This is a genomic window from Actinomadura sp. 3N407, assembly GCF_052245875.1.
Classification (GTDB): Bacteria; Actinomycetota; Actinomycetes; order Streptosporangiales; family Streptosporangiaceae; genus Spirillospora.
Genome location: NZ_JBQQBP010000001.1, coordinates 313,558 through 335,212, shown reverse-complemented (window position 1 = coordinate 335,212; position 21,655 = coordinate 313,558). Strand labels below are relative to the sequence as shown.

The 21,655-nt window shown below is 72.5% G+C and carries 21 protein-coding genes; 10 read left to right on the top strand and 11 right to left on the bottom strand.

Features of this window, described 5'->3' with window-relative positions; genetic code table 11:
* Nucleotides 1-26: 26 nt before the first annotated feature.
* The 6 genes from ACTWPP_RS01535 to ACTWPP_RS01510 form a co-directional block, all read right to left on the bottom strand.
* Nucleotides 27-1,460, bottom strand: coding sequence for a pyridoxal phosphate-dependent decarboxylase family protein (locus ACTWPP_RS01535; RefSeq protein ID WP_443102199.1), 1,434 nt, complete (start codon nt 1,458-1,460; stop codon nt 27-29).
* Nucleotides 1,450-2,790, bottom strand: coding sequence for an MFS transporter (locus ACTWPP_RS01530; RefSeq protein ID WP_443102198.1), 1,341 nt, complete (start codon nt 2,788-2,790; stop codon nt 1,450-1,452). The genes ACTWPP_RS01535 and ACTWPP_RS01530 overlap by 11 nt, the downstream gene beginning before the upstream one ends.
* Nucleotides 2,790-3,410, bottom strand: coding sequence for a TetR/AcrR family transcriptional regulator (locus tag ACTWPP_RS01525; protein WP_443102197.1), 621 nt, complete (start codon nt 3,408-3,410; stop codon nt 2,790-2,792). The genes ACTWPP_RS01530 and ACTWPP_RS01525 overlap by 1 nt, the downstream gene beginning before the upstream one ends.
* A 32-nt stretch (nt 3,411-3,442) precedes the next feature.
* Nucleotides 3,443-4,663 carry a PucR family transcriptional regulator gene (locus ACTWPP_RS01520; RefSeq protein WP_443102196.1) on the bottom strand — a complete coding sequence of 407 codons (1,221 nt, stop codon included), beginning with the start codon at nt 4,661-4,663 and terminating at the stop codon, nt 3,443-3,445.
* A 162-nt stretch (nt 4,664-4,825) separates the two neighbouring features.
* Nucleotides 4,826-5,455 carry a LysE family translocator gene (locus tag ACTWPP_RS01515; RefSeq protein ID WP_443102195.1) on the bottom strand — a complete coding sequence of 210 codons (630 nt, stop codon included), beginning with the start codon at nt 5,453-5,455 and terminating at the stop codon, nt 4,826-4,828.
* A gap of 65 nt (nt 5,456-5,520) precedes the next feature.
* On the bottom strand, nt 5,521-6,120 hold the full coding sequence (locus ACTWPP_RS01510; protein ID WP_443102194.1) for a TetR/AcrR family transcriptional regulator: 600 nt from the start codon (nt 6,118-6,120) through the stop codon (nt 5,521-5,523).
* 211 nt (nt 6,121-6,331) lie between these two features.
* Here ACTWPP_RS01510 and ACTWPP_RS01505 point away from each other — a divergent pair, with 211 nt between their 5' ends.
* The 4 genes from ACTWPP_RS01505 to ACTWPP_RS01490 all read left to right on the top strand — a co-directional run bounded on the left by ACTWPP_RS01505 (nt 6,332) and on the right by ACTWPP_RS01490 (nt 13,003).
* The gene (locus tag ACTWPP_RS01505; RefSeq protein WP_443102193.1) at nt 6,332-7,123 is read left to right on the top strand and encodes an SDR family NAD(P)-dependent oxidoreductase; all 792 of its coding nucleotides are present in this window, start codon (nt 6,332-6,334) and stop codon (nt 7,121-7,123) included.
* Nucleotides 7,123-7,941, top strand: a complete 819-nt coding sequence (locus ACTWPP_RS01500; protein WP_443102192.1) for an SDR family oxidoreductase — start codon at nt 7,123-7,125, stop codon at nt 7,939-7,941. Before ACTWPP_RS01505 ends, ACTWPP_RS01500 begins: the two co-directional genes overlap by 1 nt.
* Nucleotides 7,938-9,101 (top strand): cytochrome P450, encoded by a 1,164-nt coding sequence (locus ACTWPP_RS01495; RefSeq protein WP_443102191.1) that lies wholly within the window; start codon nt 7,938-7,940, stop codon nt 9,099-9,101. The genes ACTWPP_RS01500 and ACTWPP_RS01495 overlap by 4 nt, the downstream gene beginning before the upstream one ends.
* Before the next feature lie 389 nt (nt 9,102-9,490).
* Nucleotides 9,491-13,003, top strand: coding sequence for an indolepyruvate ferredoxin oxidoreductase family protein (locus ACTWPP_RS01490; RefSeq protein WP_443102190.1), 3,513 nt, complete (start codon nt 9,491-9,493; stop codon nt 13,001-13,003).
* Nucleotides 13,004-13,006: 3 nt separating this feature from the next.
* Here the strand turns inward: ACTWPP_RS01490 and ACTWPP_RS01485 are convergent, their stop codons facing one another.
* Nucleotides 13,007-13,852 (bottom strand): DUF6338 family protein, encoded by an 846-nt coding sequence (locus tag ACTWPP_RS01485; protein WP_443102189.1) that lies wholly within the window; start codon nt 13,850-13,852, stop codon nt 13,007-13,009.
* 237 nt (nt 13,853-14,089) lie between these two features.
* On the opposite strand from ACTWPP_RS01485, the gene ACTWPP_RS01480 reads away from it, so the two are divergent.
* A complete protein-coding gene (locus ACTWPP_RS01480; RefSeq protein WP_443102188.1) occupies nt 14,090-15,337 on the top strand; it encodes a protein kinase domain-containing protein in 1,248 nt (415 codons plus the stop codon).
* Nucleotides 15,334-15,888: a hypothetical protein gene (locus ACTWPP_RS01475; protein WP_443102187.1), complete on the top strand. Its 555-nt coding sequence runs from the start codon at nt 15,334-15,336 to the stop codon at nt 15,886-15,888. Before ACTWPP_RS01480 ends, ACTWPP_RS01475 begins: the two co-directional genes overlap by 4 nt.
* Nucleotides 15,889-16,030: 142 nt before the next feature.
* Here the strand turns inward: ACTWPP_RS01475 and ACTWPP_RS01470 are convergent, their stop codons facing one another.
* The 3 genes from ACTWPP_RS01470 to ACTWPP_RS01460 form a co-directional block, all read right to left on the bottom strand.
* On the bottom strand, nt 16,031-16,846 hold the full coding sequence (locus ACTWPP_RS01470; protein ID WP_443102186.1) for a glutamate ABC transporter substrate-binding protein: 816 nt from the start codon (nt 16,844-16,846) through the stop codon (nt 16,031-16,033).
* An 82-nt stretch (nt 16,847-16,928) separates the two neighbouring features.
* Nucleotides 16,929-17,159 carry a DUF3040 domain-containing protein gene (locus ACTWPP_RS01465; protein ID WP_443102185.1) on the bottom strand — a complete coding sequence of 77 codons (231 nt, stop codon included), beginning with the start codon at nt 17,157-17,159 and terminating at the stop codon, nt 16,929-16,931.
* A gap of 82 nt (nt 17,160-17,241) precedes the next feature.
* A complete protein-coding gene (locus ACTWPP_RS01460) occupies nt 17,242-17,940 on the bottom strand; it encodes a helix-turn-helix transcriptional regulator (protein ID WP_443102184.1) in 699 nt (232 codons plus the stop codon).
* 134 nt (nt 17,941-18,074) lie between these two features.
* Here ACTWPP_RS01460 and ACTWPP_RS01455 point away from each other — a divergent pair, with 134 nt between their 5' ends.
* The 4 genes from ACTWPP_RS01455 to ACTWPP_RS01440 all read left to right on the top strand — a co-directional run bounded on the left by ACTWPP_RS01455 (nt 18,075) and on the right by ACTWPP_RS01440 (nt 20,009).
* On the top strand, nt 18,075-18,614 hold the full coding sequence (locus tag ACTWPP_RS01455) for a DUF2231 domain-containing protein (RefSeq protein ID WP_443102183.1): 540 nt from the start codon (nt 18,075-18,077) through the stop codon (nt 18,612-18,614).
* A gap of 13 nt (nt 18,615-18,627) precedes the next feature.
* Nucleotides 18,628-19,062 carry a hypothetical protein gene (locus ACTWPP_RS01450; protein WP_443102182.1) on the top strand — a complete coding sequence of 145 codons (435 nt, stop codon included), beginning with the start codon at nt 18,628-18,630 and terminating at the stop codon, nt 19,060-19,062.
* Between the two features lie 117 nt (nt 19,063-19,179).
* Nucleotides 19,180-19,785, top strand: coding sequence for a DUF2975 domain-containing protein (locus ACTWPP_RS01445; RefSeq protein ID WP_443102181.1), 606 nt, complete (start codon nt 19,180-19,182; stop codon nt 19,783-19,785).
* Nucleotides 19,785-20,009 (top strand): helix-turn-helix domain-containing protein, encoded by a 225-nt coding sequence (locus tag ACTWPP_RS01440; protein WP_443102180.1) that lies wholly within the window; start codon nt 19,785-19,787, stop codon nt 20,007-20,009. Before ACTWPP_RS01445 ends, ACTWPP_RS01440 begins: the two co-directional genes overlap by 1 nt.
* 164 nt (nt 20,010-20,173) lie before the next feature.
* On the opposite strand, the gene ACTWPP_RS01435 is transcribed toward ACTWPP_RS01440, so the two are convergent.
* Nucleotides 20,174-21,601, bottom strand: coding sequence for an MFS transporter (locus ACTWPP_RS01435; protein ID WP_443102179.1), 1,428 nt, complete (start codon nt 21,599-21,601; stop codon nt 20,174-20,176).
* Nucleotides 21,602-21,655: the final 54 nt, after the last annotated feature.

Here is a 21,655-nt window from a genome sequence, read left to right as displayed (position 1 = left end):
CGGCGCAGGGCGTCAGGCGCAGGGCGTCAGGCGTAGAGGGCGGACAGGAAGCGGATCAGCAGGGCCTCGCGGGTCGCGGGCGGCAGCGCGTCGAGGATGGCGTTGACCACGGCCATCTCGGGCTGGGCCATCTCGGGGCCGCCGGTCAGGTCCACGCCGACGGACGCGAGGAGCCCGGCGAAACCGGCGTCGTCGAGGCTGTCGAGGTCGAGGTCGGCGAGGGCCCCGACCAGGTCGGACGGGACGTCGGGGGGCCCGGCGGCGCGGGCGTCCTCGGCGGAGTCGGCGAGGGCGGCCAGCAGCGGTTCGATGTCGCTGACGCCGGTCAGCGTGAAGTGCAGGTTCGGCGGGATGCCCTGGTAGGACAGCTGCGGCTGGAAGAACCAGCCGCGTGACCGCGCCTCGTCGGCGATGACGAACACGTCGAGGCCGGGGTCGCTGGACGCGACGGCGACGAGCGGGGCGACGGGTTCACCGAGGACGCGCAGGCCCGGGATCTCTGCGACGCCGGCGACCAGGCGTTCGGCCGCCTTCATCGCGTTCTCGGCGAGGTCGCGGTAGCCGTGGGCGCCGACCGCGTTGAGGGTCGCCCACGCGGCGCCGAGCGGGCCGGCGCTCTTGCTGCTCTGGACGGTCGCGTTGATGACGGTGTAGCCGGGCCATTCCGCGGCGGCGAAGTAGGCGCGGCGGCGGAGCGACTCGTCCGCGAACAGGACGACCGAGGCGCCCTTCGGCGAGTAACCGTACTTGTGGAGGTCGCAGGACAGGGACGTCACGCCGGGCACGGACAGGTCGAACGGCGCGACGTCGCGTCCCGTGTCCCGCAGCCAGGGCAGGACCCAGCCGCCGACGCACGCGTCCACGTGGCAGGGGACGCCGGCGGAGGCGGCGATCGACGCGATCTCCGGGACCGGGTCCATGACGCCGTGGGGGTACGAGGGGGCGGAGGCGACGACGAGGACGGTCCGGGGGGTGAGGGCTGCGGCGGTCGCGGCGGGGTCGGCGCGGAACGACGCGTCGACCGGGACGTGCACGACCTCCATGCCCAGGTAGTGCGCGGCCTTGTGGAACGCGGGGTGCCCTGTCGCGGGCAGCACGATCTGGGGTTTCCCGTCGACCGGGCGGGCGTCCCGGGCCGCCTTGACCGCCAGCATGATCGACTCGGTGCCGCCGCTGGTGAAGACGCCGGAGCCGCCGCCGAGCCTGCCCGCGACGACGGCGACGATCTGGCGTTCGAGGGCGACGATGCTGGGGAACGCGGTCGGGTCGAGGCAGTTGACCTCCAGCATCTCCAGGTAGGCGGTGGCGGCGAGGTCGTGCACGGCCTCGCGTCCGGTGTCGTAGACGTAGGCGGTGACCTGGCCGCCGCGCACGGGCAGGTCGGCGTCCCGCAGCCGGGCGAGTTCGGTGAGCAGCTCGCCGGCCGGGCGGCCGTTCTCGGGCAGGTGGTCAGACGGCATGGCGTTGCGGTTCCTCAATGCGTCGGTGGGCGGCGGCCAGCCGGCGGTACGCCAGCAGCAGGGGGACGCTCAGCAGCAGGAGCAGGGCCGGGACGAGCGTGAAACCGGCGGTCAGACCGGTCAGCGCCGAGCCCGGCTGGACGACGGGGGTATCGAAGTCGGACGAGCGGAACGACGAGACGGCGAGGATCACAGCGAAGATGCCGGGGCCGAGGGCCAGCGCGCCGGTCTCGGCGGCCGTCCACAGGCCGGTGAAGGCACCGGACTGCGCGTGCCCGGTCCGTTCCGTGTCGGCGTGGACGGTCTCGGGCAGCAGCGCGAGCGGGAGCAGCTGGACGGCCGCGTAGCAGACGCCGATCAGGGCGCTGAGCGCGAGCACACCGGCCACCGAGGTGATCACCGGGTACAGCGCGGCGGCCGCCGCCGCGAACAGCACCAGCCCCGCCAGATAGCAGGCGACCTCCCCGTACCTGCGTGACAGCCGGTGCCACATCGGGACGGCGAACGCGCTCGGGCCGACCATGCAGACGAACATCGCGGAGGTGAGCCCGTAGTCGTCCAGCCGGTAGGTCGCCACGTACGGCGCGCCGGCCAGCATGATCGCGACGGCGAGGGTGCTGGTGACGTAGGCGCCGAGCAGCATGAAGAACGGGCGGTTCCCGCGGGCGGTGCGCAGCGCGGCGATGAGTCCCAGCGGGCGGGGCCCGGGGCGGGACGGGATCCAGCGGTTCGCCAGCGTACTCGCGATCATCGCGGCGCCCATGGCGAGCCCGACGACCGCCCCCATCAGCGCGTACCCGGCGCGCCCGCCTCCGCCCGCGTCCGCGAGGGCGGGGGCGAGGCCGCCTGCGAGCAGGATGCCGAGCGTGAGGCAGACGACGCGCCAGGCCATCGCGCGGCCCCGCTCGGACGGTTCGGTCGAGATCTCGGCGGGCAGCGCCACGTAGGGCACCTGGAAGCAGGCGAAGGCGCTCGCGGCCAGCAGGAACATGATCCCGGCCCAGGCGGCGGCGAAGCCCGGGGACTCGACCGGCACCGCGAACATCGCGGCGAACAGCAGCGGCAGCGTCACCGCGCCGACGAGCAGCAGCCGGGTGCGGCGGCCGGTCCGGACGGCCTCGCGGTCGCTGGCGGCGCCGACGATCGGGTTGAGCAGGACGTCCCACGCCTTGGGCACCACGAGGACGACGCCGGCGAGCGCGGCGGACACGCCGAGCACGTCGGTCAGGTAGTACAGGAGCAGCAGGCCGGGGACGGCGGAGAACACGCCGGTGCCGACCGAGCCGATGCCGTAGCCGAGGAGGCTGCGCCGGGGCAGCGCGGCGGCCATCAGGCGTCCCGGCCGCCGGGCAGCCCGATCGCGTTGGAGACGAGGCGGCGTACGTGGGCTCGGAACCGCGCGACTTCGCGGGGATCCTCCAGGCCGTGGCGGCGCCCGTCGGCGTCCAGGACGCCGCCGGTCCCGAACCCGTGGGTGCACCAGACGACCGTCCACACGACGTACTCGATGTCGACGTCGTCGGGCACGACCTTGCGGGCGGCGGCGACGACCAGGTCGAACAGCGGCCTGACGAACTGCGCTTCAAGGTGCGCGACGTCGGCGGCGTCCGACAGCCAGCGGTGCATCCACAGCGCGGGCACTTCCGGGTTCTCGACGCAGAAGTCGACATAGCGGTCGACGAGTTGGAGGATCTCTTCGGGACCGGTGCCGAGCTGGGCGATCGCGTCCTCCAGGACCGCGAGTTCGGCCTGGTGGGCACGTTCCATGACGGCGAGGTACAGGTCCCGTTTCCCGCCGACGTGGTAGGCGACGGTGGCCACGTTGAGCCCGGCCGCCTCGGCGATCATGCGGGTGGAGGTGCCGTCGTAGCCGAGCGCGGCGAACAGCCGGGTGGCCGCGCCGAGGATGCGCTCCGGGGCGGCGTCGCCGCTGGTCATGCTGCTGGCCATAGGGCCAAGCTAGGCGGTGGCCCGGCTTATGGTCAATCGATTGATTGAGAAGGCTCGGGTGCGGTGAGCCATACGGTCAGCGCCATCTCCATCTCCAGCCGCGTCTCCGGCGTGTGCAGCCGCCCGCCGAACAGGTCCTCCAGCTGGTGCAGCCGGTACCGGACGGTCTGCGGGTGGACGTGCAGGCGGTGCGCGACCTCCGTGGCGTTGAACCCGTTCTGCAGGCAGGCCAGCAGCGTGCGCATCAGCCGCTCGCGATGCCGCGGCCGGACCGCCTTCAGCGGCGCGAGACGCCGCTCGGCGACGGTCCGCACCAGTTCCTCGTCCTGGAACATGATCAGCGCCGGCATGTGGTCGGCGCAGCGGATCAGCCGGTCGGACGGCAGGACGCCGCGGCGCGCGAGCGGCAGCGCCTCGCGGGCCCAGCGCAGCGACTTGGCCGCGTCCTCGACGCGGACGGTGGGGCCCATCGCGACGACCCAGTCGCGCAGCGCCGGGTCCAGCATCCGGCCGCGTCCCGGGCCCTCCGGGTCGGGGACGATCAGGCACGGCTCCCGGCGGTTGAGGTCGGCGAGCACGTCGGGCGGCAGCGACGGTTGCGAGAACGGCTGCTGCCTGCGCTCGTACAGGACGACCGCCGCGGCCGTGCGGGGAACGCGCCACTGCGCGAGGCGCGCCAGGTCGGCGACGGCCTGCGGGGCGGCGGGCGGCTCGGCGAGCAGCAGGTCCAGGAGCCGGCGGCGGCGGTGCTCCAGTTCGCCGGCCTCCTGCTCGCGCGCCTTGGTGTAGCCGTCGGCGGCGGCGCGGGCGATCTCGTCCAGGAACGCGAAGATGGCCTCGGCGATGCTGGCGAGGGTGCGGCGGGAGACGTTGTAGCGCTCCGACTCGGCGGCGAGCCGGCGCCAGGCGACGCGGGCGCCGAGCCGCAGGGAGGTCTGCAGGATGTCCAGGTTGCGGCCTTCGCGGGCCTCGGCCCAGCCGATCTCCCGGTAGACGGCGGCGACCGGCTCCCAGGAGCTCTCCGGGTCCATGATGAGGTCGACGAACTGGCGCAGCGCGCCCTCGACCGCGAGGCGGACGAGCCGCGCGTACTCCTCGTCCTGCGGGCGGGAGTACTCGGGGATCCCGGTGAGGATCTCCTCGATCATCTCCTCGGCCAAGGCGTCCAGATGGGGCCGGAATATGTCTGACAGTTCACTCGGAACGCCCGCCCAGGGCTTCAGCGGCGAGCGCTCCCCAAGCGTCGTGGTCACCGTCGCACCTCCCCCGCCCCCTCGGTGTACGGGGCTCTCCGGAAGCTACCGATGACGGATCGGCCGAGGCTGCACGGCCGTCTACGCAATGCGTCAGGACGGTTATCACCTGGATGACAATCCGTCCTCGCCCCCGCTGGAACGTCAGGCGCGGCGGGAACGTCAGGCGCGGCGGCCGCCGGGCACGGCGAACACGGCGGCGGCCCCCAGACCCAGGTACACCAGGCCCGTCGCGTGCCGCTGCCGCCGCCGGAAGACGGGACGGGTGCGCAGCCATGTCCCGATCGAACCGGCGGCCAGGGCGTACCCGATGTCGCTGAGCAGGCCGATCAGCGCGGTCACGATGCCCATCACCGCGATCTGCAGCGGCACCGCGCCCGCGCCCTGGTCGACGAACTGGGGCAGGAACGCCAGGAAGAACAGCACGACCTTCGGGTTGAGGACGTTCACGAGCATGCCGTCGAGGTAGACGCGGCGCAGCGGCTGCGGTTCGAGTTCCGGCTCACCGGCGTCGTCGCGGCCGCGCAGCGTCCGGTAGGCGAGGTAGACGAGGTAGGCGGCGCCCGCGTAGCGCAGGAAGCCGAACGCGGTCGCGGACGCGGCGACGACCGCCGACAGCCCGGCCGCCGCGGCGGCGATGTGGACGAGCGTGCCGGTCTCGACGCCGAGCGCGGACACGACCCCCGCACGGCGTCCCTCGCCGATGCTGCGCGTGGCGATGTACAGGTGGTTCGGGCCGGGGATGGCGACCAGCACCAGCGCGGCCAGCAGGAACAGCAGCGGATTCGTCATGTGAGTACGCTAGGACCGCGATGGTCCATGCGACAGGTCCAATCAGACCTGCGGAAAGTGGACCATTAGGGTGCGGTGGCCGCGGCGAGCGCACCGCCCAGCACCAGCCGGCCGGCCGTGCGGACCATCGCGGCGACCTCCTCGGCCGGCTGGCGCAGCGATGCCAGGCCGATCAGCGCGGCGAGCAGGATGTTGCCGAGGACGATCTCGACGTCGTCGCGCTCGGGCACCGGATCGCCGATCGCGGTCGAGAGCCGGTCCCGCAGGAACAGGAACAGGATGGTGCGGGGATCGTCGACGCTGGAGTCGTTCGAGGTCACCGCCTGGATGATGGCCGAGGTCAGCGTCGGCTCCTCCGCCGCCACGTACACGATGCGCTCCAGCAGCGCGGTGAGCCGCTCCAGCGGGGTGTCGCCGACCGCGAGCGCGTCGATGTCGTCGGTGACGCGGTGCGCCCAGGCCGCCGCGACCTCGGTGAGCAGGTGGTCCTTGGTGGCGAAGTACCGGTAGACGGTCGCGCGGGCGACCCCGGCGCGGTCCGCGACGTCGTGCATGGTGACGGCCGCGTAGCCGCCCTCGAGCGCGAGCTCCCGTGCCGAGTCGATCAGCCGTTCCCGCCGCGCCTGCTGGTCCTTGCTCAGCGTGCGCGTGACGGTGAACCGCATGTCGCCGCTCAAAACGTCCTGCCTTTCCGCTTCCCCCGCTTTGCCGTGGCCATTCCCCATTCTCCCGTACATTCGCGTCGAACGCGTACATCAGGGGGCCTTCCACCCTTGCCGGGCATCCCGCCCCGGTTCACGATAGACCTACCGTTTGCTTGGTTGAGACTTTGGTCTAGATTCGAGGCTCATCCGATTCCGTGCCGAGGAGCCGTGGATGTCGCACTCCCCCACGACGGGCGTCCCCCCGACAGGCGTCCCCCCAGGCGTCCCCACGGGTGTCATCGTCACCGGCGGCGCGTCCGGCATCGGCGCCGCCTGCGCCCGCGCCCTGGCCGAGTCCGGCCGCCCGGTCGCGCTCTGGGACCGCACCGACCCCGCCGGGCGCGCCAAGGAGATCGCCGAGGACACCGGCGGCACCGTCCACCCCCTCACGGTCGACGTCACCGACACCCCCGCGCTGGCCGCCGCCGTCGCCGAGACCCGCGGCGCGCTCGCCTCCATCGGCGGGCTCGTCCACGCGGCGGGCGTCCCCGGCCCGCACCCGGTCGGCGACCTCACCGAAGAACGCTGGGCCGCCGTACTGGACGTCAACCTCCGCGCGCAGGCCCTCATCACGCAGGAGATCCTGGACGACCTCAAGGCCGGGCCCGGCTCCGCCATCGTCGGGATCTCCTCCATCGAGGCCCTCGTCGGGAACGCGTTCCTGCCCGCCTACAGCGCGTCCAAGGCCGGGCTCCTCGGCCTGACCCGCTCCCTCGCCCACCTCCTCGCCGGCGACGGCGTCCGCGTGAACGCCGTGTGCCCCGGCTACATCGACACCCCGATGCTGCGCGGCACCGCGCCCCCCGACGTCTTCGAGGGCTTCCGCGCCAAGTCGCCGATGGGCCGCCTCGGCTCCGCGTCCGAGGTGGCGGCCGCCGTCCGGTTCCTGATGAGCGACGAGGCGTCCTTCATCACCGGCGCGCACCTGACCGTGGACGGCGGCATGACGGCGGTGGAGCACTGATGGCCGCCCTCACCGGCACCGCCGCGCTCGTCACCGGCGGCGGCAGCGGCATCGGCCTGGCCTGCGCCCGCCGCCTCGCCGCCGACGGCGCCGACGTCACGATCTGCGGCCGCACCGAGGCCCGCCTGAAGGACGCCGCCGCCGCGATCGGCGCCCGCCACGTCGTCGCCGACGTCACCTCCGAGGAGCAGGTCGAGGCCGCGGTCCGCGCCGCCGCCGCGAACGCCCCGCTCCGCGCCGTCATCGCCTGCGCGGGCGGGACCACCTCGGTCGGCCCCGTCCCCGCCCTCGACGCCGACGCCTGGCGCGCGACCCTCGAACTCAACGCGACCGGGACGATGCTCACCCTCAAGCACGCGACCCGGCTGATGGCCCGGACCGGCGGCGGCTCCTTCGTCGCGATCTCCTCGATCGCCGCGTCCAGCACCCACCGCTGGTTCGGCGCGTACGGCGTGTCGAAGGCGGCAGTCGACCACCTCGTCCAGCTCGGCGCGGACGAACTCGGCGGCGTCGGCATCCGCGTGAACGGCATCCGGCCCGGCCTCGTCCGCACCGAACTCGTCGCCGGGGTCACCGACCCGGGCCCCGTCCTGGACGACTACCTGGCCTGCATGCCGATCTCCCGCGTCGGCGAGCCCGACGACATCGCCGAGGCCGCCCGTTTCCTGTCCGGGCCCGAGTCGTCCTGGATCACCGGCCAGATCATCAACGTGGACGGCGGCCACCACCTGCGGCGCGGCCCCGACTACCGAGCCATCTTCGAGCCCCTGTTCGGCGCGGACGCGCTACGCGGAGTCATCCCCGAGGAGTCCCCATGAACATCGACCTTCTCGACGGCGAGATGTACGCCACCGACCCCTGGACCGTCTACGCCCGGCTGCGCGCCGAGGCCCCCGTCTACCACGACGCGGAGAACGAACTGTGGGGCGTCTCCCGGCACGCCGATGTGTTCGCAGTGGAACGCGACCCGAAGCTGTGGACGAACTCCGGCGGCTACCGCCCGCAGCTCCCGGCCGACCCGTCCATGATCGGGCAGGACGACCCCGAGCACGCGCACCGCCGCCGCATGGTCTACCAGCGCTTCACCCCGCGCGGCGTGTCCCGCTACGCCGACCGGATCCGCGCGACCGCCGTCGACTGCATCACCACCGCCCTGGAGGCGGGCACCGTCGACGCCGTCCCGGCGCTGGCCGCGCCCCTGCCCGCCCGCGTCATCGGCTGGCTTCTCGGCTTCCCCGAGGAGTCCTGGCCGCAGCTGGTCCACTGGTCGGAGACGGCCGTCTTCGCGGGCGGCGGCCGCCGCTACATCACCGACGACGCCACCATCGCCGCCGGCGAGTACGCCCTCGCCGTCCTCGAAATGGCCAAGGACCGCCGCGCCCGCCCCACCGACGACCTGCTGTCCATCTGGTCGAACGCGGGCCCCGGCCAGCCCGCCTACGACGACGACCACCTCGCCCACGAGGCGCTGCTGCTGCTCGTCGGCGGCGCGGAGACGACCCGGACGGTCATCGCGACCACCCTCAGCGCCCTCATCGAGCACCCCGCCGAGTGGCGGAGGCTGCGCGAGGACCCGTCCCTCATCCCGGACGCCGTCGAGGAGTTCGTCCGCTGGACGACGCCCATCCTCAACATGTGCCGCGTCGCCGCCGCCGACACCGAGATCGCCGGCGTCCCGATCCCCGCCGGCGGCCAGATCCTCCTCATGTACGGCTCCGCCAACCGCGACGAGGCCGTGTTCGACGACCCCGCCGCCTTCGACGTGACCCGCCGGCCCGGCGACCACATCGCCTTCGGCCTCGGCCCCCACTTCTGCCTGGGCGCGTCCCTGGCCCGCCTCGAACTCCAGATCTTCTTCGAGGAGTTCGTCGCCCGCGTCGAGACCGCCGAGTGGGCCGACGCCGAAGGCCCCCGCATCCTCCGCAACGCCTTCGTGCGCGGCGTGACGAAGTTCCCCGTCACGCTCACACCCCGCTGAGGTTCCACGGCGCGTGCCCGGGGCGGCGGGCTTACGGCTTGCGCCCCCGTCGTGCGCGCACGGTGGCTTCACTGGCGCCGGTGCCGTCGCTCAGGCTGAGGTAGCTGCCGCGGCAGCCCGTCCGGCAGGTTCCGCGCAATGGTGCCGCCTCGCCGGTGTCACCGCGCCGGTGAAGGGCCGCGGCCCGGTTGCGCGCTGGGCGGGGGTCGGGGCCGGCGGCCTGTCGCGGTGCGGGCACAACGCTCAGCTTCGGCGGGTAACCCGGTTCTGACTTGAGCAATCCGCTCAATTGGCGTTCCAGCATCTTGCACGGCGCTCATCAGAGACGGCTCAATGAGTCCGATCGACTCGAAGAGCACCTGCTCGATGAACGCCGAAGGGGCCAGACCATGACCGGACGCAAACGGGCACGACGGTCCCCGCTTCGTGACCGGCTCGAACTGGAGCGGGGCCGGATCGCGATCGGCGGGGTCCACGCACTCGTCCGGCTGCTGCTCGACCAGCGGCGCGCGGACGCGCGGCGCGGCTGGACGACGGCCGGGTTCGTGTCCGGGTACCGGGGGTCGCCGCTCGGCGGGCTCGACCAGCAGCTCATGCGGGACGCGAAGCTGCTGGAGGGCGACGACATCCGCTTCGTACCCGGTGTGAACGAGGAACTGGCGGCGACGGCGGTCTACGGGTCCCAGCTCGTGGAGCATCTGCCGGGGCCGCGCTACCAGGGCGTCTTCGGCCTCTGGTACGGCAAGGCGCCCGGAGTCGACCGTTCGCTGGACGCGTTCAAGCACGCGAACTGGCTCGGCACGTCCGAGCGCGGCGGCGTGCTGGCGGTGGTGGGCGACGACCCGTCCGCCAAGTCGTCCACGCTGCCGTCGGCGACGGAGGGCGCACTCGCGGAGGCGTTCATGCCGGTGCTGGTCCCGGCGTCGGTCGGGGACGTGCTGCGGCTGGGCCGGCACGGGTTCGAGATGTCGCGGTTCAGCGGCGCCTGGACCGGCTTCAAGGTCGTCACCGATGTCGCGGACTCGCACGAGGTCGTGGACGCCGCCCCGGTGCCCGATCCGGTGCTTCCGGAGTTCGCGTGGCGGGGACGTCCGTGGAAGCCGACGCGGAGGCCGGGCGTCGACCTGAAGGACACGACGTCCCTGGAGACCGAGGTCCTGCAGGGTCGGCTGCAGGCCGCGACAGCATACGCCGCGGCGAACGGCCTCGACCAGATCGAGGGCGCGGCCGGCGACGCCGTCATCGGGCTCGTCGCCGCCGGGCGCACCTACCTGGAACTGCGCGAGGCGCTCGACCGGCTCGGCCTGGACGACGAGGCCCTCGCCCGGCGGGGCGTGCGGCTCCTGCGGCTCGCCATGATCTACCCGCTGGACGGCGGCCGGCTGCGGGAGTTCGCGCGCGGGCTCCGCGAGATCGTCGTGGTCGAGGAGAAGCGCGCGTTCATCGAGACGCAGATCCGGGACGTCCTGTACGACGAGGTGGAACGTCCCCGGGTGTACGGCAAGAACGGGCCGGACGGCGCCGACCTCCTCCCGCCCGACGGGGGCCTGGACGCGGACCGGATCACCAAGGCCCTGGCCCGGCTCCTCGCCGACCGCGTCGGTCAGGAGCACATCGATCTGCGCGACCCGGTGCTGCGTCCCCGCAAACCGCGGATCGACCTGCTCGCACCGGCCCGCACCCCGTACTTCTGCTCGGGCTGCCCGCACAACCGGTCGACGGTCGTCCCGGACGGGTCGGTCGCGGCGAGCGGCATCGGCTGCCACGTCATGACCGTGTTCACCGACCGGAGCATCGGCACGACCCAGATGGGCGGCGAGGGCGCGATGTGGGTCGGGGCGGCGCCGTTCAGCGACACCGATCACATGTTCCAGAACCTCGGCGACGGGACGTTCTTCCACTCGGGCAGCCTCGCCGTCCGGCAGGCCGTCGCCGCCGGGACGCACATCACCTTCAAGCTCCTCCACAACGCGGCCGTCGCGATGACGGGCGGGCAGGCCGCCGACGGCGGCTCCGACCCGGCCGCGATCACCCGGATGCTGCACGCCGAAGGCGTCGCGAAGATCGTCGTGGTGGCGGACGACCCGTCCCGGTACCCGCGCGGGACGGACTGGGCGCCCGGCGTCCGGGTCCGGCACCGCGACGACCTCGACGCCGTCCAGCGCGAGCTGCGCGAGGTGCCCGGCGTGACCGTGCTGCTGTACGACCAGGCGTGCGCGGCGGAGACGCGGCGCAAACGCAAGCGCGGGCTCGTCCCGGACCCGCGGAAGCGGGTGCTGATCAACGAGGCGGTCTGCGAGGGCTGCGGCGACTGCGGTGTGAAGTCGAACTGCCTGAGCGTGGAGCCGGTCGAGACGGAGTTCGGCCGCAAGACGCAGATCAACCAGACGTCCTGCAACAAGGACTACTCGTGCCTGGACGGCGACTGCCCCTCGTTCGTCACGGTGATCCCGGGCGAGCGGAAGGCGGCCGGCCCGTCGCTTCCGGAGATCGGCGCACTGGCCGAACCGGCCGGACGGCCCGTCTCGGCGGACGTGCTGCTCGTCGGCATCGGCGGCACGGGAGTCGTGACCGTCAACCAGGTCCTCGCCACGGCCGCGCTGATCGACGGGCGCCACGCCCGCGCGCTCGACCAGACCGGGCTGAGCCAGAAGGCCGGCGCGGTGGTGTCGCACCTGCGGATCGGGGACGCCGCCCGGGACCGTCCGGGGATGGTCGGGGCGGGCGGCGCCGACGCCTATCTCGTGTTCGACTCCCTGGCGGGGACGTCGGAGGCGAACCTGCGCCGCTGCGCGCCGGGCCGCACCGCGGCGGTCGTGTCGACCAGCGAGGTCCCGACCGGCCGGATGATCACCGACACGGCGGCGTCGCTGCCGCCGGGCGCCGCGCTCGTCCGGCAGATCGCCGACCGGACCGATGCCGGGCGCCTCGTCGCGTTCGACGCCCTCGCGCTGGCCGAACGCTGGTTCGGGAGCACGACCACGGCCAACTTCGTCGTGGTCGGCGCCGCGTACCAGTCGGGGCTGCTGCCGCTGTCGGCGGACGCCGTCGAGGAGGCGCTGGCGCTGAACGGCGTGCAGGTCGAGGCGAACGTGCAGGCGTTCCGCGCGGGGCGCCGCCTCGTCCTCGAACCGGGCTGGGCGGACGCGGCCGGACCGGCTGCGTCACCCGCCTCGCCCGCGTCACCGGGCAGGCCGCTGGACGGGACCGCGCCGGCCGCGATGAGCCTGGTCGAGGCGTCGGGCACGGACGGCGAGCTGGCCCGCGTCCTGCGGATCCGCGTCCCCGACCTGGCCGCGTACCAGAACCTCGCGCTCGCCGGGCGCTACCTGGACACCGTGCTGCGCGTCGCCGCGTCCGAGCGCGCGGCGGGCGCCGCCGGGCAGCGGTTCGCGGTCGCCGTCGCACGCAACCTGTACAAGCTGATGGCGTACAAGGACGAGTACGAAGTGGCCCGCCTGCACCTCGACCCCGGCCTCGCCAGGAGCGTCGAGGAGCAGTTCGGCGCGGGGTCCACCGTCCGGTACATGCTGCATCCGCCGCTGCTGCGGGCGATCGGGCTGGACCGGAAGATCGCGCTCGGCCGGACGGCCCGCCCGGCGTTCCATGTGCTGCGCGCGATGCGGCGGCTGCGCGGAACCCCGTTCGACCCGTTCGGCTTGGCGGCACAGCGCCGCGCCGAACGCCGCCTCGTCACCGGCTACCTGGCCGTCGTGGACGAGCTGGCCGCCGGGCTGGAGGGTGCCGGGGACCGCCTCGACGACGCCGTCCGGATCGCGGAGCTGCCGGACATGGTCCGCGGATACGAGGACGTCAAGACCGCGAACATCGCCCGCTACGAAGAGCGGCTCGGCGAGCTGCTGGACGCATGGCGTGCCGAGCGTTCCCCGGCGAGCGTGTGACCGTCAGGAGAAGGCGCTCGACAGGGCTCCGACCAGGGCGATGAGGACGATCTGCAGGGCGAGGAGGTTCGCCAGGGCGCGTGGCGCGTGGCGGAGTTCGTAGCACCGCTCGGCCAGGATCTTGAGCTGGTCGGACGGGTGCAGGCGCGGCGTGGAATGCCGTGACGGGACGCCCCGGAACGTGGGCGGGGGCGGTGGCCGCTCCTCGACGGGACGCGCCAGGACGCTCGTGACCACGCGGGTCGGGACGACCATCTGGTCCCAATGCAGGGCGTCCAGCGGCAATGGTCTTCCGTGGCCGTCGAGTTGGAAGATCGGTCCGCTGAGGGTGATGAAGCGGGCGTCGTACCCGCGGGCCGCGGACTCCTCTCCCAGCATTCCGCGAAAGGTCTGGCCGGTGTTCAGCGTGATTTCCAGTTCGATCTCGCGGTCGCAATAGCCGGCGCGGCGGCCGGCCGCCCGGCGGGCCATGGCGTGGGGCATGGCGGGGAATGGCCCGGGACGGTTCTCCAGCCGCGTCAGGACCACCGCGGCGAGCGATGACAGCGTCAGGGAAAGCGTGATAAAACAGGCGGCCGACCAGCCCGCGACGAGCGGCGAGGGGACCGGTCCGCCGTTCTCGTCGAGCAGATGGCGCAGGCTCAGCAGCGAGCCCTGCCCGAGCACACCGAGAATGATCAGCGTGCCGGTGGTGAGGAGCGTGCCGGAGAGGGCCACCCGCGCGAACTGCGCCGGCGCGTTCCCCGGACGGCGGCTCTCCCGGCGACCGCGCAAAAGATCGAAATGCAGCCCCGGTACCACCGCCAGGGCCAGCAGAACAATGGGCACGACTATGGAAACTTCGATCATCGTCACCCCAGCGCGAATCGGGGGTCAGGAGATCCGAATCCTTTCAGTTGGCCCACGGAATCTCAACATCAAGACACACTGACTCGTGGTCCAATTGACGTTCCACCGCGGCCTCTCTCGGCGCCTTTGCGCGCGGGCGTTCGAACCCCCTCACCGGACGGCGCGTACCACCTGACACGCCAGGGACCACACCTGGCCAGGAATGTGCGACAAGGGTTGGTTCAAGTGGAATCGGGCTTGCGGCTGACGGAGCGCTACCGGCTGGTGGAGCGTCTGGACGACGGCGGGACGATGGAGGTCTGGCGCGCCTGGGACGAACTGCTGGGCCGTCCCGTCGCGGTGAAGCTGCTGGCGCCCGCGCACACCGATCTGCACCGCACGTTCCAGAAGGGCGTCAACCGCGCCGCCGGTCTCTCGCACGCAGCCCTGGAGACCGTCTACGACAGCGACCAGACCCGCGACAAGTCCGGACGTCTCGTGTCCTATGTCGTCACCGAGTTCCTGGACGGCGAACCCCTCGTGGAACGGCTGCGACTCGGCCCGCTCACGGCGTCGGAGACCACCGGGATCTGCGCCCAGATCGCCGCGGCGCTGGAGGCCGCGCACACGGCCGGCGTCCCGCACGGCGACCTGAGACCCGGCAAGATCATGCTCCTGCGCGGTGCGGCCGGTGAGGTCAAGGTCGTCGACACCGGCATCGGCGGGATCGTCCGCAGCGCCCGCACGCCGCCCGGCCGCGGGAGGACCGCCGTCCCCGCCCAAGCCGCGGCCGGCGAGATGAGGGCGGCCGACGTCCGCGCGCTCGGCGCCGTCATCTCCGCCTGTCTCCCGGCCGGGACGTCCGGGGAACCGGCCTCGCTCGCCGCGCGCTGCGCCCGCGCGACCGCCGAATACGGGCCGTCCGCGACGCAGATCGCCGACCTCCTCGCCCGCGACGACGAGCCGCCGAACGAGGTCTTCACGACGGTGCGGAGCCAGGCGCCGTCCCACGACCACCGCACCAGGGCACTGCGCCCACCCGCGCGCCCGCCCGCGCGCCCGCGCCGCCGGGGCGCACGCCTGGCGGCGGTCGCCCTCGTGATCGCCATCCCCGTCACGGCCGCCGCCGCGATCCTCGTCTCCGCGCCGCGCACCCCCGTGACCGTCGTCCCCCCGCCTCCTCCGACGAGAGCGGACCGGACGGCGGCGCCGGCCCCCGAACGCGGTGCCCGCGCGGCCGAGAGCGGCGTGACGGACGCGCTCGGACGGCTCCGCCCGATCGTGAGCCGCGGCTACACCTCGGGCGAGATCCGCTCCGACGTCGCCATCGACCTCAACAACGTGATCACCAACCTGGAGAACGACCTCACCGCCGACCGGGACATCGACGTCGACCAGCGGATCGATCTCCTCCAAGCCAAGATCGTCACCCGCCTGCGGGAACGCGGCCTGTCCCCCGACCTCGCCGACGAACTGAACCGCGTCCTGGCAACGATCCAGACATGACGGATGAACAGGACGCCGGAGAGTGGCGGAGCGAAGAACTCCGCCCGGAACGCGGATTCCACCTGCCATGGCTCGCGCTCGCCGGCGTCGCCGCCACGATCGTCGCCGCGGCCACCCTCGTCATCGGGATCGGCGACTCGCTGGGAGACGACCGCCCGGCCGGCCGCCTGCTCCCCCTCCAGGCGGCCTCACCACCGACCCCGACCCTGCCTCCGTCTCCGTCCCCGTCTCCGTCTCCGTCGGACCCCACCCCAGAGGACACTCCCACCGAGAACACCGAACCCGCCGAACCCCGCATCTACGAAGCGCTGCTCAGGCTCCGCTTCTCCGTGGACGAGGGCGTCGAGGAAGGCGACGTCCGCGACGACGTGGGCATCGACCTCACCAACGTGATCGAGCGGATCCTCGACCGCCCCTGGTCCCCGCCCGAACGCCGCCGCGCCGACGTCGCCTACCTGCACCACAAGATCGCCACCCGCACGCGGGAGGGCGCGATCTCCAACCACCGCGCCGACGAATTCCACCTGATCCTGGACCACGCCACGAACTAGCACGACCAGCACGGACTAGCGCCGACCAGCGCCGCCCCACCGCGGGGCACAACCTCCGCCAGACACGGCCCCTCGCCCAGACGCGACCCTCACAGACACGGGCCCCGATCAGACAGGGGGTCAGGTGGACGCGGGCTTCCGGTCAGACACAGCCCTCGAACTGGGGGATCTCGATGATCGACAGGTCGAGGCCGGGGGTGCCGCCGAACCATTTGTCCATCAGCTTCGAGGCCGTCCCGTCCTGGTACATCCGGGTGATGGCCCGGTTCAGCGCCTCGCACCCGTCGGGGTCGCCCTTGCGCAGCCCGATCCCGGTGTTCTGCTCGCTGATCCGGGCGTTCACCAGCCGGAACCCATCACCCTCGCGCCGGATCAGCCCCGCCAGGATCACGTCGTTCGTGGTGATCGCGTCCACCCCGCCCGACCTGATCTCGGCCATGCACTCGTCGTAGTCCTTGGCGGGGACGAGCCTCGCGGTCATCCCGTGGATCGCGAGGAGCCGCGTCGTGGGGTCCGCGCCCTCCACGGCGCAGAATTTGCGTCCCTTCAGATCCCGGACGCCGTCGATCCCGCGCTCGTCCGAGCGCACCAGCACGTCCTGGTAGGACATGTAGTACGGTCCCGCGAACGCGATCTTCGTCTTGCGCTCCGGCGTGACCGACAGCGTCGCGAGCACCAGGTCGGCGCGTCCCGAGGTCAGCAGCGGTATCCGCTCCGCCGCCAGCGCCTGGACGAACCGGACCTTCTTCCCGAGCCGGTCGGCCACATAGTGCGCCACGTCGATGTCGAACCCCTGGAACCGTCCGTCCGGCTTCCGGAGCCCGAGTCCCGGCAGGTCCGGCCGGACTCCGACCACCAGCGTCGACTTGTCGAGAATCGACTCCTGCCCGCCCCGGCCGCACGCCCCCAGCACCCCGCACGCCAGGACGGCCGCCGCCAGAACCCGCGCTACAGCCAAGCCGAACCTCCAGAGCGTTCTCATCCCGGCGCGCGGGTCTGAGGTCCCGTCTCCAACGGATCAACTTTAGAGTGCGGGTGCCCTAGCCGGACAGGGCGGCGGCGATCACTCCGAGGACGAGGATCGCCGCGATGATGGCCGCCGTCATCACCAGGCACAGCCGCCGGCTCGGGAGATGTTCCCGGCGCGGCGGCGTCTCGTCCGCCGACAGCCGGTTGAACGCCGCGAAGAGCGCCGCCAGCTCGCGGTCCTCACGGCACAGGCTCATTTCGATGAGCGCGAGAACACGGGTCTCGTGCAACGGCAGGCTCATGGGTCCTCCAGCTATTGCTACGGCGACGCTCCTGAGTAACTAACCGGGACGAACAAGATCTACCGCCGGAAACGTCGGTGGCTCACTCCGCGCGGGGCCCGAACTCGACGCAGCAGTGGCCGGAGTGCGGCGCGAGCGTCGCCTCGATGGAGGACGCGCCGAGGCCGGCCACCATGCCGGACAGGAAGGCGTGGTTGACGCGGCACACCAGGTCGGGATCGTTCTCGGCCATCGGGTCGAACGGGCAGTTGCGCAGCCGCAGGCGCGTGGGCGCCTCCCGGTCGGGTTCGAACCCGTGGCGTTGCAGGATCTCCGCCGCGCAGGTGAGCGCGCGTTCGGCGCCGAGCCGCCCGCCCCGGACGGGACGGCTCTCCGCGGCGCCGAGGGCGCGGCCGCGTTCCCCGGCGGCCCGCAGCGCGGCCGCCTCCCCGCTCTCCCCCGCGCCCTGCCGCCGGACCGCGTCCAGCAGGATGCTCGCGAGCAGGCCGTGCTCGCGCTGCGGGATGCTGACCCGCACGTCGACGCCGGACGGCTCGTACACCTTCGGCGCCCGCCCGACCCGCCGGGCCGCGCCCGGGCTGGCGTAGTGGGCGCGCAGCAGCCCCGCGTCGACGAGTTTGTCCAGGTGGAACGCGGCCAGTTTCCGGGAGATCCCGACGCTGGCCGCCGCCTCGTCCCGCGTCACGGGCGCCTTGGCCGAGCGGATGAACGCGTACATGCCGCGCCGCAGGTCGTCGCTCAGGATCGCGGCGGCCTCCAGCGCGGAGGAGTCAGAGGTCACGGGATCAGCCTAACGCGCGATCGCCATAACACCTAGAAAACTGGTCAAAAGAGGGCAACACGCTGGACGACCCGCAGACCGTTGACGTATGTCTGCTATAACACCAATACTTGTTGGTGAAATAGGAGGTCGTCATGGACGATCCGCAACACCGCGCCAAGCGGCCGGTGAGCACGCTCGCCGGAAGCTACGGCCACCCTCTGCATCCGATCCTCGTGACGGTGCCGATCGGGGCCTGGGTGGGCAGCCTCGTGTTCGACATCGCCTCGCACCTGGTCGAGGACCCGGCGTCCGCGGCCCAGGGCTCGTTGTGGCTCATCGCTCTAGGCGTCGCCGGCGCGCTGGCCGCCGCCGCGGCCGGGTTCCTGGACCTGCTCGCCATCCCGCCCGGCACGCGGGCCTTCCGCACCGCGCTGGTCCACATGTCCGTGAACCTCGCGGTGACGTTCGCCTACGTGGCCGCGTTCGGCTGGCGCATGGGCGACGACACCGTCTCGCCCGCCCAAATCGCGCTCTCGGCCGTGTCCCTCGCGGGCCTGGCCGCGGCGGGGTTCCTCGGCGGGAAGCTCGCCTACCGCTACGGCGTCCGCGTCGCCGACGAGAACACCCAGGCCGAGGGCTTCGCCGTGGACGACCGGCCCCGGCGAGACGTCATGGACACCAAGCAGTCATGAACACGGAGGAATCATGAGCATCGCCGCACTCGTCACCTGGCTCGCCACCGCGCTGGGCGGCTTCTACATGCTGGGCACCTGGATCGCCCGCGGCGGGGCGAAGCCGGACGGCTCGTCCCGGCTTCCCGTCCCGGTGATCTTCGGGCACTTCCTGCTGGCCGTCGCCGGCCTGATCGTCTGGGTGATCTACCTGTTCGCCGACGGCCCGGCCCTGGCCTGGACCGCCTTCGCCATCCTGCTGCCGGTCGCGCTGCTCGGCTTCGTCATGTTCGCCCGCTGGCTCGCCGTGACCCGCGCGCCCGCCGTCCGCACCGCCCGGGGCGGCCCGGGCGCGGCGGCTGCCGACGTCCCGGCCGAGCGCGCCTTCCCCATCCCGGTCGTCCTCGGCCACGGGCTCCTCGCGGTCGTCACGCTGGTCCTCGTCCTCCTCACCGCCCTCCAGGACTAGGCGCGTGGGGCGGTAGGCGCGCGAAGGTGGAGGCATGTGAAGCGGTAGGCACTTGACGGTGGCATATCGTTTTTCGATACTATCGAGAAACGATATGCCACCCGAAGGAGCCGCCCCATGTCCCCCACGTCCTGGTGGAGACGGATCGACCGCCACATCCTGGAACTGACCGTCGGCGTCGCCCTGCTGGGAGTCGGGCTCGCCACCCTCGTCCCGCTCCTCGCGGTGACCGGCCTCTTCCCGCCGGTGGACACCCGCGAGGTCACCATCGACGACCGGGCGCGGATACCCCACCCGGCGTCCGGCGGGACGTCGCTGCGCGGCACTCACCAAGCCGAACTCACGGTCGGCGACCCCCGGCTCTGGGACCGGATCCTGCTCGCCGGCCCCCAGATCGTGTGGGGGGTCCTGACCATCGTGGTCCTGACGCTCCTCATGCGGATGGCCGAGACGTTCCGCGCGGACGGGGACGTCTTCGTCCCGCGGAACACCCGCCGCCTCTACGGAATCGCGCTCACCCTCATCCTGATCGCGACCGTCGTCCCGGCTCTGGAGGCCCTCACGACGATCGCCCTGGTCAGCGGGACGCCCCTGGAGCCGGCGGTGAACGTCACCTACACGCTGTCCGCGGCGACCCTGCTCCTGGGCGTCCTCGTCGCCGCCCTCGCGGGCGCGTTCGGCCATGGCGCCCGCCTGCGCGCCGACACCGAGGGCCTCGTCTGATGCCACCGGAAGAACCGCATCACATCGAGGTGCACCTTGACCGCGTCCTGGCCGAGCGCGACATCACCCTCGCCGAACTCGCCGAACGCGTCGGCGTGACGGTCGTCAACCTGTCGATCCTCAAGAACGGGCGCGCCAAGGCGATCCGCTTCACCACCCTCAGCGCGCTGTGCCGCGAACTGGACTGCCAGCCGGGAGACCTCATCACCTACCGGAAGACCTGACACATGACGGGCGGGCCGGCAGTCCCCCGGAGATCGCCGCGTCGCCCTTGGCCGCGGGTTCTGCAGGTACCCGAGGCCAAGGGCGACGCGATCAAACGGGACTTCCGGACGAACCGGGCCTTTCGGTCCGGGTCAAGGCTTCGTCCGTAGCCCGGGTTCTCTGGTTATGAGGTACGGGCGACCACTTCCGTTTCTGTGTCGGGGACGGTGGGCGAGGACGGCTGCGGGGTGCGCGGGGTCATGCCAAGGGCGGCGATCGCAGCGATCACCATGAACCCGCCGACCATCAGCCAGGCGTTCACGTAGGCGTCGTGGGCCTCGGAGTAGCCGGCCGGCGTCCCGAGGACGGCGACGGCGAGGCTGACGCCGAGGACGGTGCCGATCTGCCGGCTCATGTTCACCACGGCGCTGCCGGTGGCGTAGCGGTGGGACGGCAGGTCGACGGCGGCGGCCGAGAGGATGGTGGGCAGGGCGAGGCCGACGCCCGTGCCGCCGATGAGCCAGCCCGGCAGCAGCTCGGTGGTGTAGGCCGGTGCCGGGCCGAGGCTCATCGCGATCAGGACGACGCCGAACGCGCAGAGCATGCACCCGACGGCGGTGATCAGACCGACGGGGACGCGCGCGGCCACCAGCGTGCCGGCGACGATCGCCATGATCGGGACCATCAGCGGGCCGGGCGCGACGGCGAGCCCGGTCCTGATGGCCGAGTAGTCCCAGACCTGCTGCATCCACAGGACGCCGAGCAGCAGGTTGGCGGCGAACGCGACGCTGAACAGCAGGACCGTCGCGTTCGACCAGGAGAAGGTGCGCACCGCCAGCAGCGACGGCTCGATGACCGGCGCGGGGTGGCGCAGGGAGCGCAGCCAGAACCAGGCGAGGCCGAGCAGGGCGGCGCCCACCACGACGGTGGTCTGCTCGCCCGGCCAGGCGTTGATCTTCACGAGGCCGAGGGCGAGCGCCGCGATCGCGAGGGTGAAGACCGCGGTGCCCGCCGCGTCGGGGACGCGGGCGGTGGCACCCTCACGGGAGTCGGGGACGTACCGGAGCACGAGGAGCGTCACGGCGATCCCGATCGGGATGTTGACCTCGAACACCCAGCGCCAGGACAGGTCGACGAGGACGCCGCCGACCGCCGGGCCGGCCGCGGCGGCGAGCGCGGCGGAGGCGGACCAGATCCGCACCGCGCCGCCCCGGCGGGCCGCCGGGTACACCGACAGCAGCAGTCCGAGGCTGGTGGGGATGAGCGCGGCGGCGCCGGCTGCCTGTAGGACGCGGAAGCCGACGAGCGACCACAGGTCCGGCGCCATGGCGCACGCCTGGGAGGCGACGGTGAAGACGACGAGGCCGGCGATGAGGGTCGGCTTGCGGCCGTAGCGGTCGGCGAGCCGGCCGAGCGGGACGAGCAGCGCCGCGAAGACGATCGCGTACGCGTTGAGGACCCAGGACAGGTCGGCCATCGGCTGACCGGCGAAGTCGCGGCCGATGTCGTTGAACGCGACGTTGACGATGAACAGGTCTAGGCCCGCCATGAAGGAGGCGACGGAGAGCACCGCGAGCACCGGCCGTGGGCGTACCTGACTTTGTTCCACCATAGTCAGGGAGGCTAGCGAGCGGGCTGACTTTGGTCAAGCGAAGTCAGCAGGTTT